We start from the raw sequence: 12,726 nt of genomic DNA, 5'->3' as shown, positions 1-12,726 counted from the left end.
GTGTGCCAGTGCTCGGTCACGCCACGATTGCGGAGCGCCGGATCCTCACCGCTGCCGGACACCGGAACCGCTCACCAACCGCGTTGCCGCCACTGCGCGAGCTGCGGACGCTCGGCACCCAGGGTGGTGTCGTCGCCGTGGCCCGGGTAGACGACCGTATCGTCGCCGAAGCGGTCGAACACCTTGGTGGTGACGTCGCTGTAGAGGGAATCGAAATCCTCCGGGGAAGTGGTGCGCCCGACACCCCCGGGGAACAGGCAGTCGCCGGTGAACAGATGAGTGCGCCCGGAGCCGTCGGTGAGCGCCAGCGCGACCGAACCCGGGGTGTGTCCGCGCAGGTGGACGACCTCGAACTCCAGTTCACCGATCGAGACGGTGTCGCCGTCGGCCAGCAGCCGGTCCGGCCGCACCGGAAGCGGTTCGGCATCCAGGGCGTGGGCGGCGGTCGGTACGCCGGTGTCGGCGACCACCGCGCTCAAGGCCTGCCAGTGGTCGAAATGCTGATGGGTGGTGACGATCAGCCGCAGCCGCCCGGGCACCTCCTGGTCCAGCAGGGCCTGGATGCGTTCGGATTCGTTGGCGGCGTCGATCAGCACCGCGTCACCGGTGGCGGTGTCTTGCACCAGATAGACGTTGTTGTCCATACCGCCGACCGACATCTTGACGATCCGGGCGCCCGGCACATCGCGCTGCTGCGGATTCGAACCCGGCGCGACGTGGCCCGTATAGGGGATATCCAGCGTGATCACCCTGCCGATGGTAATCATCGGTTCCGACACGGGTCGGCCGGATCAACGCCCTTTACGCCGTGTCGGCGGATACATTCGTGCTATGCCGCCGGACTCGCGTCTTCGCCGATCACAGCCGCCGACGCTGCTCGCGGTGCTGCTGTCGATCGTGTTCGGGTTCGTGCTCGGCTGCTGCGGCCCGGCCGTCGCCGACGAGCCGATGCGGCTCAACGAATACGTCACCGATTCCGCCCAGGTTCTCGACGGTCCGCAGCGCGACACCGTGCGCTCGTCGGTGGACGCGCTCTACACCGCGCACCGGGAGCGGCTGTGGGTGGTCTACGTCCGCGATTTCGGTGGCGTGGATCCGCAGACCTGGGGTCAGCGCACGGCGACCGCGTCCGGATTCGGCGAGCGCGATGTGCTGCTGTCGATCGCGACCAGCGACCGCTCCTATGCCTTCACCGGTGCGCTCCCGCCCTCGGTGAGCGATGCGGAACTGAATTCGCTGCTCACCGATCAGGTGGAGCCGCGGCTGCACAACGGCCAGTGGGCCGAGGCCGCGGTGGCCGCGGCCGACGGATTGTCCACTGCCATGGGCGATTCCGGTGGTGTCGGGATCTGGCCGCTGATCGTGATCACTTTGATCGTGCTGGGTGTGATCGGCCTGGTGCTGGGCTATTCGCAGTTGCGGCGGCGGGCACGGGGGCGCGCCGAGGCCGACGCCGCCCGGGCGGTCGACCCGACCGATACCGCCGCGCTGGCCGGGCTCCGCCCGGATCTGCTCGAGGCTCGCTCGGCGCAGGTGCTGGTCGACACCGACAACGCGATCCGGGCCAGCGCCGAGGAACTGCGCCTGGCCACCGACGAATTCGGCACCACCGCGACCGCCCCGTTCGCCGCCGCGCTCGAGTCCGCGAAACAGGCGATGGCGCATGCCTTTTCGATTCGCCAGCGGCTCGACGACGAAATCCCGGAAACTCCTGATCAACGCCGCGATCTGCTGGTCGAGCTGATCACCACCTGTGGGCGGGCCGATGCCGAACTCGACGACAAGGTGGCCGAATTCGACGCTATGCGCAATTTGCTGATCGACGCCCCACAACGGCTGGACGCGCTGACTCGCGATGTGGTCGATCTCACCGTGCGCCTGCCGCGCTCGGAGGAGACGCTGCGGCGGCTGCTGGCCGCACAACCGGAATCGGTCACCGCGCCGGTGCGCGACAACGTGACGATGGCGCGGGAGCGAATCGGGTTCGCCGAGAACACGATCGAACAGGGCAGGCAGGCCGCGGCCGAGCCGGTCGGACGCCAGGGTGGGGTGGTCGCGGCGATTCGCGGCGCGGAGGCCGCGGTGACCGCCGCCCGTACCCTGCTCGACGCCGTGGACACCGCCGAGACCGATATCACCCAGGCGCGAGCCGGTCTGCCGGCGGCGATCGACGAACTGGGCCGTGACCTCGAGACCGCGCGGGGTCTGACCGAACACGGCGGCCCGGAATTGGCGGACGCGATGTCCGGCGCCCGCACCGCATGGGAGGCGGCCCGGACCACCGGGGACCGCGACCCGCTCGGCACGTTCCACCGCGCGGTCGCGGCCGATACCGCACTGGATCGCGCGGTCGCGGCGGCCGGTGAGCGCAAACTCGCCGCCGAACAACTGCGGCGCCGCCTGGACCAGGCCGTGATCGCCGCGCAGAGCCAGGTCCGGGCGGCCGCCGACTTCATCGACACGCGCCGCGGCGGTATCGACGCCGCGCCCCGCACGCGCCTGGCCGAAGCCCAGCGGAATCTGGATCGGGCGCAGCAGCTTTCGACCACCGACCCGCAGGCGGCACTGGACAGTGCGCAACAGGCCGCCGATCTGGCCACCCGCGCACTGCACGCCGCCGAGGCCGATGTGCGGGAGTGGCAGGCGCACCGGCCGGTGTCGGGGACCTCGCAGGCCGGCGCCGTATTGGGCGGAATTCTGATCGACAGTCTGCTGCGCGGCGCGGGCAGCGGCTATCGCGGCCGTTCGATGGGCGGATCCGGCTGGGGCCCCGCCTCTTTCGGGGGATCCGACAGTTCCCGCCGGATCAGCCGGGGCGGGCGGTTCTGATCCGGTCGTCTCACCGTGCCGGTGGTACGGCGTCACCGGTGCGGGTCGCGAGCCACTGCTGGAGTTCGATCAGGTTGCCCTCGGGGTCGCGCAGATAGGCGCAGCGGAGACGGCCGTCGTATTCGACTGGTTCGCCCGAGATTTCGGCGCCGCGCGCGGTGATCTCGGCGAGATAGGCGTCCAGATCGTCGACCCGCAGCGACACCATCGCCGCGTCGGCGGGCGGGACCGGCGCCACGTCGCTGCCCGACGGCGATCGCGGGCCGGCCTCGGACCGCAAGGTATCGCCCAGCGCCGCGGCCAGATTCGCGCGCTCGTGCAGAGCGAGCGTGCTACCCAGCTCGGGTTTGAAGGCCGCGTAGGGCGGGCGCGGGGCGTCGGTTTGCGGTGTGAGTCCGAGAATGTCGCGATAGAACGTCACGCAGCGGTCGAATTCGGACACGATCAGGCGGATCTGCGTCAGGTGCACATCGGCGAATCTACGCCCGCGGCAACCTGGGCCGCTCACAACCAGCCGAGGCGTTCGGCGGCGCGGACGGCCTCGGCGCGGGTGCGGGTGCCGGTCTTGCCGATCGCGGCCGACAGATGGTTGCGGACGGTCCCCTCGGACAGATGCAGGCGGCCCGCGATGACCGCCGCCGTCGATCCGTCGGCCGCGGCGGCGAGCACCTCGCGCTCGCGTGCGGTGAGCGGTGAGGTTCCCGCGGTGAGGGTTTCGGTGGCCAGCGCCGGATCCACCACCCGCAGGCCCATGTGCACGCGCCGCACCGCATCCGCCAATTCCCGTGCGGGCGTGTCCTTGACGACGAATCCACCGGCTCCGGCGTCGATGGCGCGGCGCAGATAGCCGGGCCGGCCGAACGTGGTCACCATCAGAATCCGGATGTCCGGGAATTCCGCGTGCAGACGCGCCGCGACCGAAATACCGTCCATTCCGGGCATTTCCACATCGAGCAGGACCACATCCGGTGTGGTGCGCCGCACCGCGTCGACAACCTCGTCACCCCGGCCCACCTCGGCTACCACCTCGAGGTCGGACTCCAGCCCCAGCAGTGCCGCCAATGCGCCCCGCACCAGCGCTTGGTCGTCGGCGAGCAGCAACCGGATCACCGCCGTCGCCCCCGCCGTGATTCACCGACCGACATCATCCATCGCACACCTGCGACCCTAATCCGGACGGCAGGCTCGCCGCCGCCCGACCGGCCGAACCTCGGCCGCGGTGGTGAAGTCCACGGCGATCACGGTTCCCCCGGAGGGAGGTGTGTCGACCGTGAACACACCGCCCGCGTCGCGCACCCGGTCGCGTAAGCCGCTCAGTCCCGAGCCGAAGACACTGCCGGACAGCCCTTTTCCGTCGTCGAAGATGTCGATCCGCGATTCGCTCACCCGTACCCGGCAGTGGCGGGCGCCGCTGTGGCGCACCACGTTCGTCACCGCCTCGCGCAGGACCCATCCGAAGATCACCGCGTATCGCCCGGGGAGTTCGGCCGGGTCCGGGAGCTCCGCCTCGATACCGGCGGCGCGCAGGGCCGTACGCGCGTTGACCAGTTCACTCGCGAGCGACACCTCGCGCAGGCCGCCCACCGTATCGCGCACCCCGGCCAGCGCCTCCCGGGCGAGTCGCTCCACATCGGCCATCTCCTGCCGGGCCCGGGACGGATCCGAATCGAGCAGCCGTTGCGCCAATTCGGTTTTGACGGTGATGACGGTCAGCGAGTGCCCCAGGATGTCGTGCACGTCGCGCGCCACCCGGTTGCGTTCCTGCACGATCGCGAGCTCGCCCTGCTGGCGGCGAGTCAGTTCCCGCAACTGGCCACGCCGCCGGCCGATTTCGCGACCGGTCCACATCACCACCGGAATGAAGGCGAAATACAGCGGGGCGCTGCCGTAATGCAGCGACAGGCCGATCAGCAGCGCGGCCGTACCCGCCACCACCGCACCGGATTTCGCGGTCGGAAGGACGAAGACGGCGGCGGCCGCGACGTAGATGGCGGTGCCCAGGCCGGTGACACCCAGCAGTACGGTCATCGCGGCGGCGAGCGCCGCCAGCGCGCCCACCACGAGCCATCGCGGCCACTCGTACGAGACCGGCAGCACCGCCTGTGCGTGTCCCTCGTCCCAGTCCGGTTGCCGGAACGGACCGAAGCACGAGGCCGTCAGCATCCAGAAGACCGCGAGGCATACCGCCGCCGCGACGGCCCGCATCCGGTGCCCGTCCTGCCATTGCGAGACGATCGGCGCGATCAGATAGAGCAGCCAGATCAATGCCAGCACCGCGCCGAAGAACAGGCGTCGATGCTGGATGGCGGTATGCGGGGCGGGTTCGCGGTCCATCCTGCGAACGATCCGGTCCAGCGCTCCGGATATCGGCCGGTCGACCGGAGGTACCCGCATCCGCACCCTCCGTCTCCTGCCCTGGCCGCCGCCGGATTCCGACGCTACCGCACCGTCCACCGAGGCGGACGGTGCGACGCGGCGGTCAGCGAGCGGTGTCACGCCGGAACAGAACCGCGGCTCCCAGGGCGAATACCGACGCCCACACCGCGATATTCAGCACGGCCAGTGCGGCGGAACCGGCACCGGTGTCGCCGAGCGGCAATCGGGCCAGGGTCGCGACGCCGTTGGTCGGGAAGACCTTCGACACCGTCTCGAACCAGCCGTGCAGCGGCATGAACAAGCCACCGGCGAACGACAGCAGCGCCAGGACCGGGCCGAGGATCTGCATCACATTCTCCGAGGGCAGCACATAGCCCATGAACAATCCGAAGGCCGCGAAGACCACCGAGGTCAGCCAGGCGATCAGGAAGCAGCCCACCCAGGCCGCCGTGGTCAGATGCGCGCCGGTCACCGCGCCGGCGACGAAAACGACGACGACCGAACACAATCCGAGCACCATCGCGCCGGCCACTTTGGTGGCGACGTAGGCGGCCGGGCGCAGCGGCGTGAGACGGAGTTGGCGTACCCAGCCGGCGGCGCGCTCCACCGCGACCATGGCGCCGCCGCTGGTGGTGGCCAGCATCGCCCCGTAGACGGCCATCGACACCATCACGTAGGCCGTGACATTCGCCGAGCCGTAGGTTTCGTTGCGGGAGGAGTTCTGGGCGCCGAAGATCACGAAGAACACCACGGGCATCACCAGCGCGAAGATGACGGTGCGGCGGTTGCGCAGCATGCGGCGCAGTTCGAGCAGCAGGAATCCCCAGCTGAATCCGCCGGCGCCCGGGCGGGCGGCATGCGATGCGGGCACGATCGTCGTAGTCATCTCAGTGGTCTCCGGTCAGTGCGAGGAAGGCGTCTTCGAGATTGCGGCCGGTGATTTCGATGTCGACGGCCGGTGTCCTGGTCAGCAGATAGCGGGCGACCGCGTCGGAGTCGTTGCCGTGCACCAGCACTCGATCACCGCGCTGTTCGACCCGGTCCACGCCGGCGAGGGCGAGCAGGCTCGCCGGATCGGCGTCGGGCAGCGTCGCCGAGACGGTGCGGCCGGAGGCCAGATTCTTCACCGACGCGGCACTGCCGTCGGCCACGACCCGCCCGCCACGCACCAGCACGATCCGGTCGGCGTAGGCGTCGGCCTCGTCGAGATAGTGGGTGGCGAAGACGACGGTGCGGCCGAGATCCGCGTCGGCGCGAATGGCGTTCCAGAAATCGCGGCGGCCCTCGACGTCCATACCGGTGGTCGGCTCGTCGAGGACCAGCAGATCCGGATCGGGCAGCAGCGCGAGCGCGAACCGCAGGCGCTGCTGCTGACCGCCGGAGCATTTGCCCACCATGCGGTCGGCGATGCCGTCGATTCCGGCACGGACGAGCACCTCCCGGGCGGGGCGCGGATTCCGATGCAGGGCCGCGACGACCCGCACCGTTTCGCCGACGGTGAGATCCGGGAGCAGACCACCCGACTGCAGAACGGCCGAAATCCGGCCCGCCGCAACCGCTTCCGCCGGCGTTGCGCCCAGCATGCGGACGGTTCCGGCGTCGGGCCGCAGCAGGCCGAGCATCATGTCGATACTGGTGGACTTCCCGGCACCGTTGGGTCCCAGGAAGGCGACCACCTCACCCGCGGTGACGGTCAGATCGAGTCCGTCGACCGCGCGGACGGGCCCGGCGGAGCTGCGGAAGGTTTTGGTCAATCCGCGAAGCTCGATCACCGGTGCGGCGGCGACCCGTTCCGCCGAACCGGATGTCATTGCTGATGTCATGGTTCCACTGTCGCGGGGAACCCGGCGCCGTACCTGGCCCGAGCGTCACGACTGTGCCATGACAGATGTCATGGCAGCAGGACGATCTTGCCCCGGGTGTGGCCGCGCTCGAGTTCGGTGAACGCCGCGCGCACCTCGCCGAGCGGATAGGTGGCGGCGATCGGAATCCGGACGGTCCCCGCGGCGGCCAGTTCGGCCAGTTGGGCGAGCACGTCGATGGTGTCGGCGGCCGCATTGCCCTCCGCCTTGACGCCGTACTTCTCCACGGCGGCGAAATCGATGATCGTATCGATGCGCTCGGGCTTCACGCCGAGATCGAGGGCGAGTTCGACGTAGCCGTTGCCGTGCGTATCGATGAAGGCGTCGATACCGCCCGGCGCCGCCTCCCGGATGCGCTCGGCGAGACCGTCACCGTATTCCACCGCGACCGCCCCCAGCTCGCGCAGATAGTCCTGGTTGTCCGGCCCGGCGATGCCGATCACCGTCACCTCGCGGGCCCGAAGCAGTTGCACCACAATGGATCCGACTCCACCGGCCGCGCCGGACACCGCGATGGTGTCGCCGGCCTCCGGACTCACGGCCCGCACGGCGGCGAAGGCGGTGGTGCCCGCGACGTACAGCGATCCGGCCACCTCCCACGACAGGCCCACCGGCTTGGGGGTGACCTGCTGGGCCGGCACCACCACCCGGGTGGCGTGGCTGGACCGCTTGTCGCTGAATCCGAGCACCTCGTCGCCGACGGCGATCCCGCTCACCCCGTCGCCGAGCGCGACGATGCGCCCGGCGAAATCGGTGCCCTCCCCCTCGGGAAAAGTGGCCGGCCACAGCTCGTGCAGCGAGCCGTTGCGGATCTTGGCCTCGCCCGGATTGATGCCCGCGGCCACCACCTCGACCGCGACCTGGCCGGGTCCGGGCTGCGGATCCGGCACCTCACGAACCTCGAGTACATCGATATCGCCGTAACGATCGAACTTGACCGCCTGCGCCATGATCAGGACCTTTCGTCGCACCGGTGGGCCGGGCCCGGCCGGACCGCACTCGGCCCGCCGAATCCCGGATTCTCAGTGCCCGGAACGACTCGGACCACCGCGTTATTTCCGCCGCTCCCACTTTTGCGCGCGATCAGCCCCGATGACGCCCGGGTCTTCGGTTATGTCCGAATTCGGTATACCCGGGCGCGGTGAACTCAGGCGCCGAGCAGGCGCTGGGCCAGGTAACCCTCCACCTGGTCGAGCGCGATCCGCTCCTGTGTCATCGAGTCCCGCTCGCGCACGGTGACCGCCTGATCCTCGAGCGTGTCGAAGTCGACGGTGATGCAGAACGGGGTGCCGATCTCGTCCTGGCGGCGGTAGCGGCGGCCGATCGCACCGGCGTCGTCGAAGTCGACGTTCCAGTTCTTCCGCAGTTGCGCGGCAAGGTCTTTCGCCTTCGGCGACAGATCGGCGTTGCGCGACAACGGAAGTACGGCGGCCTTCACCGGCGCGAGCCGGCGATCCAGGCGCAGCACGGTCCGCTTCTCCATGACGCCCTTGGCATTCGGCGCCTCGTCCTCGGTGTAGGCGTCGATCAGGAAGGCCATCAGCGAGCGGGTCAGGCCGGCCGCCGGTTCGATCACGTACGGCGTGTAGCGCTCGTTGGTGTTCTGGTCGAAGTAGCTCAGATCGGTGCCGGAATGCTTGGAGTGGGTCGACAGGTCGAAGTCGGTGCGGTTGGCGACACCCTCGAGCTCACCCCATTCGCTGCCCTGGAAGTGGAAGCGGTACTCGATATCGACCGTGCGGGTCGAATAGTGCGAGAGCTTCTCCTTCGGGTGCTCGTAGAGCCGCAGATTCTCCGGGTCGATGCCGAGGTCGGTGTACCAGGCCAACCGGGTGTCGATCCAGTACTGGTGCCACTGCTCGTCCTCACCCGGCTTGACGAAGAATTCCATCTCCATCTGCTCGAATTCGCGGGTGCGGAAGATGAAGTTGCCGGGGGTGATCTCGTTGCGGAAGCTCTTGCCGATCTGCGCGATACCGAACGGCGGCTTCTTGCGCGCGGTGGTCATCACGTTCGCGAAATTCACGAAGATGCCCTGCGCGGTCTCCGGGCGCAGGTAGTGCAGGCCCTCCTCGGACTCGATCGGCCCGAGGTAGGTCTTGAGCATCATGTTGAAATCGCGCGGTTCGGTCCACTTGCCGACCGTGCCGCAGTCCGGGCAGCCGACCAGATCCATGGACACCGAGTCCGGATCGTCGATCTTGTGCTTCTCGGCGTACGCCTCCTGCAGATGGTCCTGCCGGTGCCGCTTGTGGCAGTTCAGGCATTCGACCAGCGGGTCGTTGAAGACGCTGACGTGTCCGGAGGCCACCCACACCGGCCGCGGCAGGATGATCGCGGAGTCCAGGCCGACCACATCGTCGCGGCTGGTGACCATGGACCGCCACCACTGCTTCTTGATGTTCTCCTTGAGCTCCACGCCCAGCGGGCCGTAATCCCACGCCGACCGGGTCCCTCCGTAGATCTCGCCGCTGGGGTATACCAAGCCACGACGCTTGGCGAGGTTCGCGACGGTGTCGATCTTCGACTTGGGTGCCACGGTACGAGCTCTCCCTCTGGATGATGGGTGGAACGATTCGCCCCAGCCTAGCGACACCCCCGGGCGCACCGCGAAGCAGTATCGACGGCCCGCCTCCTTGACATGCGCACTTATGCATATCAATAATGGCATCGGTTTCCAATAAGGAGTTGGTTCGATGACCGCCGACAGCGGTGTCCCCGCGCGTCGAAGCCGCGTCGCCGTCGAGGCGCCCGCGCCGATCCCGCACGACCCGTATCCCTATCGCGCCCCGACCGCCCCCGCGGTCCCCGCCCGCACCACCCTCGACAACGCGGGTGAACTGCTGCGCGCGCTGGCCGCGCCGGTGCGGATCGCGATCGTGCTGCAGCTGCGGGAATCGCCGCGCTGTGTGCACGAGCTGGTCGACACGCTGGGCGTCACACAGCCCCTGGTCAGCCAGCATCTGCGCATTCTGAAGTCCGCGGGCGTGGTGCGCGGTGAACGCACCGGCCGTGAGGTGATCTACGAACTGGTCGACGACCATCTGGCACGCATCGTCGTCGACGCCGTCGCACACGCCGAGGAAGGATGACCGTGCCGGAGAAGACGGGCACCGCCGAGAAGACTGTCGGAATTCGCAGCACCCGCCAGCGCAGTGCGATCACCGCCCTGCTGGGCGATATCGAGGAATTCCGTTCGGCCCAGGAGCTGCACGACGAACTACGCCGCCGCGGGGAGGGCATCGGCCTGACCACCGTGTATCGCACGCTGCAGTCGCTCGCCGACGCCGGCAAGGTCGACGTATTGCGCACGGACACAGGCGAATCCGTGTACCGGCAGTGCTCCAAGGGCCACCATCACCACCTGGTCTGCCGCCAGTGCGGACGCACCGTCGAGGTGGAGGGTCCCACCGTGGAGGCCTGGGCCGCGGCCATCGCGGGCGAGCACGGCTTCACCGACATCAGCCACACCATGGAGGTGTTCGGCACCTGCCGCGACTGCGCCCACATCGGGCGCTGATCCGGTCGCCCCGCCGGTCAGGGCACCAGGCCCTGGCGGGCGCGGCCCGCGCCGGAGAGGACCAGCAGCAGCATCGTCGCCAGCGCGTCGTCGTCGAGGCCCGCCGCGGGGAAGGTGTAGCGCAGCAGCACGTCGGCCAGTTTTTCGTGGGCGATGATGGTCAGCGAGCCGAACTGCAGCGCGTTGTTGCGATCGGCTACCCGCTTGTGCAGTTGCGGCTTCAAGGGACGATCCCAGGCGAGGACGCAGGTCAGCGTGAGAACGTCCAGGCCGGGCGCCAGTGTGACACCGCGCAGCGAGCACAGCGCGCCCTCGAATTCGAAGCCGAGGGCGCCGCCGTCCTCCTCCCGCACGGCGACATCGCATTTCCGCAGGCAGGCGGCGGCTTGGGCCTGCAATTCCCGGGCGACGGTCAGATCGTTGCTCACTTCACGCCACCGAACCGGCGATCGCGCTTGGCGTACTCCACACAGGCCTCCCACAGGTCGCGGCGGTCGAAGTCGGGGAACAGGGTGTGCTGGAAGACGAATTCCGCATAGGCGGACTGCCAGATCAGAAAGTTCGAGCTGCGCAGCTCACCGGATGGCCGCAGGAACAGATCCACATCCGGCATATCCGGTTCGTCGAGATACTTCGCGAAGGTCGATTCGGTGATCTTCTCCGGATCCAGCTGTCCGGCCGCGACCTTCCGCGCGATTTCCCGTGCCGCGTCGGCGATTTCGGCGCGGCCGCCGTAGTTGACGCACATGGTCAGCGTCATCACGGTGTTGTCCTTGGTGAGCTCCTCGGCGATCTCCAACTCCTTGATCACGCTGCGCCACAGGCGCGGGCGGCGGCCCGCCCAGCGAACCCGCACCCCCATCTCGTGCATCTCGTCGCGGCGGCGCCGGATCACGTCGCGGTTGAAGCCCATCAGGAACTTGACCTCGTCCGGGCTGCGCCGCCAGTTCTCGGTCGAAAAGGCATAGGCGGAAAGCCATTTCACGCCGATCTCGATACACCCCTCGACGGTGTCCATCAGCACCGCCTCGCCGCGCTCGTGCCCGGCGGTGCGCGGCAGCCCCCGATCCTGGGCCCACCGGCCGTTGCCGTCCATCACCAGCGCCACATGCCGGGGCACGAATTCCAGCGGCAGCGCGGGCGGGGTGGCGCCCGACGGGTGCGGTGACGGCGGACGAATCGTGCGGGTGGTCTGGGAGCGGTTACCGATCACGCCACCTATCCTGCATCACCGCGCGCCGCCCGTGACCGGTGCCGTGGGAATTCAGCGCTTGACGCCGACCGCGGCCCAGATGCCGAACGCCTCGTCGGCCCACGCGAGCCGCTCCTCCGGGATGTAGAAGTCCGGATTCGGCTGCCAGCGATGCATCGGAACCACGCCGGGCTCGACGATCTCCAGTCCGTCGAAGAAGCGGGTGACCTCGGCCTTGTTGCGCAGGGCGACCTTCATTCCGGCCTGGGCGTAGACCGCCGCCACCTTCGCGAGCCGTTCCGGATTCACATCGCTGGAGGCGTGGGTGATGCTGAGGTACGACCCGGGCGCGAACGCGTCCATATAGGTGCGCACGATGTCGTAGGCGCCCTCCTCGTCGGTGACGAAATGCATGATCGCGGCCAGGTTGAGCGCCACCGGCCGAGACAGATCGATCACCGCGCGGAATGCCTCGGAGCCGAGGATCACGTCCGGATCGCGCACATCGGAGGGAATGTATTCGGTACGTCCCTCCTCCGAGCCGATCATCAGCGCGCGGGCATGCGCCAGCACCAGCGGGTCGTGGTCGACGTACACCACGCGACAGTGCGGGTCGACCGCCTGCACGGCGTTGTGCAGATTCGGTTCTGTCGGAATTCCGGTACCGATGTCGAGGAATTGCCGCACGCCGTTGCGCGCCGCGAAACGCGCTGCCCGATGGACGAATTCGCGATTGGCGCGTGCCGCCTGCGCGGTCTCGGGAAATACCTCCATCACCTTCGACGCGGCCTCGCGATCGGCCGGATAGTTGTCCTTGCCGCCGAGGTAGTAGTCGTACATCCGCGCCGAATGCGCCTTCTCCGTATCGAACTCGACCAGTTCGTGAGACATCGAAGCTTTCTCCGTAAGGTTGGGTGGGACCTCCGAGTGAAGTTACCTCGTCCGAG

At 68.6% G+C, this 12,726-nt stretch carries 14 protein-coding genes; 3 read left to right on the top strand and 11 right to left on the bottom strand.

The window, feature by feature from the left end; genetic code table 11:
- Positions 1-71: 71 nt before the first annotated feature.
- On the bottom strand, positions 72-767 hold the full coding sequence (locus ACPCUW_RS11405; protein ID WP_030512879.1) for an MBL fold metallo-hydrolase: 696 nt from the start codon (positions 765-767) through the stop codon (positions 72-74).
- A 64-nt stretch (positions 768-831) separates the two neighbouring features.
- Between ACPCUW_RS11405 and ACPCUW_RS11400 the strand changes: the two genes are divergently transcribed.
- Positions 832-2,829 carry a TPM domain-containing protein gene (locus ACPCUW_RS11400; protein WP_423424667.1) on the top strand — a complete coding sequence of 666 codons (1,998 nt, stop codon included), beginning with the start codon at positions 832-834 and terminating at the stop codon, positions 2,827-2,829.
- 10 nt (positions 2,830-2,839) lie between these two features.
- Here ACPCUW_RS11400 and ACPCUW_RS11395 read toward each other — a convergent pair whose 3' ends face one another.
- The 7 genes from ACPCUW_RS11395 to ACPCUW_RS11365 all read right to left on the bottom strand — a co-directional run bounded on the left by ACPCUW_RS11395 (position 2,840) and on the right by ACPCUW_RS11365 (position 9,606).
- Positions 2,840-3,298 (bottom strand): VOC family protein, encoded by a 459-nt coding sequence (locus ACPCUW_RS11395; RefSeq protein ID WP_423424666.1) that lies wholly within the window; start codon positions 3,296-3,298, stop codon positions 2,840-2,842.
- Positions 3,299-3,333: 35 nt separating this feature from the next.
- Positions 3,334-3,939 (bottom strand): response regulator transcription factor, encoded by a 606-nt coding sequence (locus ACPCUW_RS11390; protein WP_305778951.1) that lies wholly within the window; start codon positions 3,937-3,939, stop codon positions 3,334-3,336.
- A gap of 57 nt (positions 3,940-3,996) precedes the next feature.
- Positions 3,997-5,163 (bottom strand): sensor histidine kinase, encoded by a 1,167-nt coding sequence (locus tag ACPCUW_RS11385; RefSeq protein WP_423424663.1) that lies wholly within the window; start codon positions 5,161-5,163, stop codon positions 3,997-3,999.
- 145 nt (positions 5,164-5,308) lie between these two features.
- Positions 5,309-6,091 (bottom strand): ABC transporter permease, encoded by a 783-nt coding sequence (locus ACPCUW_RS11380; protein ID WP_305778953.1) that lies wholly within the window; start codon positions 6,089-6,091, stop codon positions 5,309-5,311.
- A 1-nt stretch (position 6,092) separates the two neighbouring features.
- Entirely contained in the window at positions 6,093-7,028 is a 936-nt protein-coding gene (locus ACPCUW_RS11375; protein WP_423424661.1) for an ABC transporter ATP-binding protein, read from the bottom strand.
- 68 nt (positions 7,029-7,096) lie between these two features.
- A complete protein-coding gene (locus tag ACPCUW_RS11370) occupies positions 7,097-8,017 on the bottom strand; it encodes an NADP-dependent oxidoreductase (protein ID WP_423424660.1) in 921 nt (306 codons plus the stop codon).
- A 197-nt stretch (positions 8,018-8,214) separates the two neighbouring features.
- Positions 8,215-9,606, bottom strand: coding sequence for a glycine--tRNA ligase (locus ACPCUW_RS11365; RefSeq protein ID WP_423424658.1), 1,392 nt, complete (start codon positions 9,604-9,606; stop codon positions 8,215-8,217).
- Between the two features lie 157 nt (positions 9,607-9,763).
- On the opposite strand from ACPCUW_RS11365, the gene ACPCUW_RS11360 reads away from it, so the two are divergent.
- Positions 9,764-10,159 (top strand): ArsR/SmtB family transcription factor, encoded by a 396-nt coding sequence (locus ACPCUW_RS11360; RefSeq protein WP_227462942.1) that lies wholly within the window; start codon positions 9,764-9,766, stop codon positions 10,157-10,159.
- Complete coding sequence (locus ACPCUW_RS11355; protein ID WP_104364756.1) at positions 10,156-10,587, top strand: Fur family transcriptional regulator; 432 nt, start codon at positions 10,156-10,158, stop codon at positions 10,585-10,587. Before ACPCUW_RS11360 ends, ACPCUW_RS11355 begins: the two co-directional genes overlap by 4 nt.
- 17 nt (positions 10,588-10,604) lie before the next feature.
- On the opposite strand, the gene ACPCUW_RS11350 is transcribed toward ACPCUW_RS11355, so the two are convergent.
- Genes ACPCUW_RS11350 through ACPCUW_RS11340 form a run of 3 tightly spaced genes read right to left on the bottom strand, consistent with a single transcriptional unit; the run spans position 10,605 to position 12,670 of the window.
- Positions 10,605-11,003 carry a hypothetical protein gene (locus ACPCUW_RS11350; protein WP_082857032.1) on the bottom strand — a complete coding sequence of 133 codons (399 nt, stop codon included), beginning with the start codon at positions 11,001-11,003 and terminating at the stop codon, positions 10,605-10,607.
- Between the two features lie 8 nt (positions 11,004-11,011).
- Entirely contained in the window at positions 11,012-11,800 is a 789-nt protein-coding gene (locus tag ACPCUW_RS11345; RefSeq protein WP_423424657.1) for an isoprenyl transferase, read from the bottom strand.
- Between the two features lie 51 nt (positions 11,801-11,851).
- Positions 11,852-12,670: an SAM-dependent methyltransferase gene (locus ACPCUW_RS11340; RefSeq protein WP_064908032.1), complete on the bottom strand. Its 819-nt coding sequence runs from the start codon at positions 12,668-12,670 to the stop codon at positions 11,852-11,854.
- Positions 12,671-12,726 lie beyond the last annotated feature (56 nt).

The sequence above is a fragment of the Nocardia sp. AB354 genome (assembly GCF_049538315.1).
Taxonomy (GTDB): domain Bacteria; phylum Actinomycetota; class Actinomycetes; order Mycobacteriales; family Mycobacteriaceae; genus Nocardia; species Nocardia nova.
The sequence above is the reverse complement of the archived record's forward strand: the minus strand, read 5'-3'. Positions and strand labels throughout refer to the sequence as shown.

Bases quoted from the DNA above. Each gene is read 5' to 3' on its own strand.
- ACPCUW_RS11405 (WP_030512879.1), bottom strand. From the start codon at position 767: ATGATTACCATCGGCAGGGTGATCACGCTGGATATCCCCTATACGGGC.
- ACPCUW_RS11400 (WP_423424667.1), top strand. From the start codon at position 832: ATGCCGCCGGACTCGCGTCTTCGCCGATCACAGCCGCCGACGCTGCTC.
- ACPCUW_RS11385 (WP_423424663.1), bottom strand. From the start codon at position 5,163: ATGGACCGCGAACCCGCCCCGCATACCGCCATCCAGCATCGACGCCTG.
- ACPCUW_RS11380 (WP_305778953.1), bottom strand. From the start codon at position 6,091: ATGACTACGACGATCGTGCCCGCATCGCATGCCGCCCGCCCGGGCGCC.
- ACPCUW_RS11375 (WP_423424661.1), bottom strand. From the start codon at position 7,028: ATGACATCAGCAATGACATCCGGTTCGGCGGAACGGGTCGCCGCCGCA.
- ACPCUW_RS11370 (WP_423424660.1), bottom strand. From the start codon at position 8,017: ATGGCGCAGGCGGTCAAGTTCGATCGTTACGGCGATATCGATGTACTC.
- ACPCUW_RS11360 (WP_227462942.1), top strand. From the start codon at position 9,764: ATGACCGCCGACAGCGGTGTCCCCGCGCGTCGAAGCCGCGTCGCCGTC.
- ACPCUW_RS11355 (WP_104364756.1), top strand. From the start codon at position 10,156: ATGACCGTGCCGGAGAAGACGGGCACCGCCGAGAAGACTGTCGGAATT.
- ACPCUW_RS11340 (WP_064908032.1), bottom strand. From the start codon at position 12,670: ATGTCTCACGAACTGGTCGAGTTCGATACGGAGAAGGCGCATTCGGCG.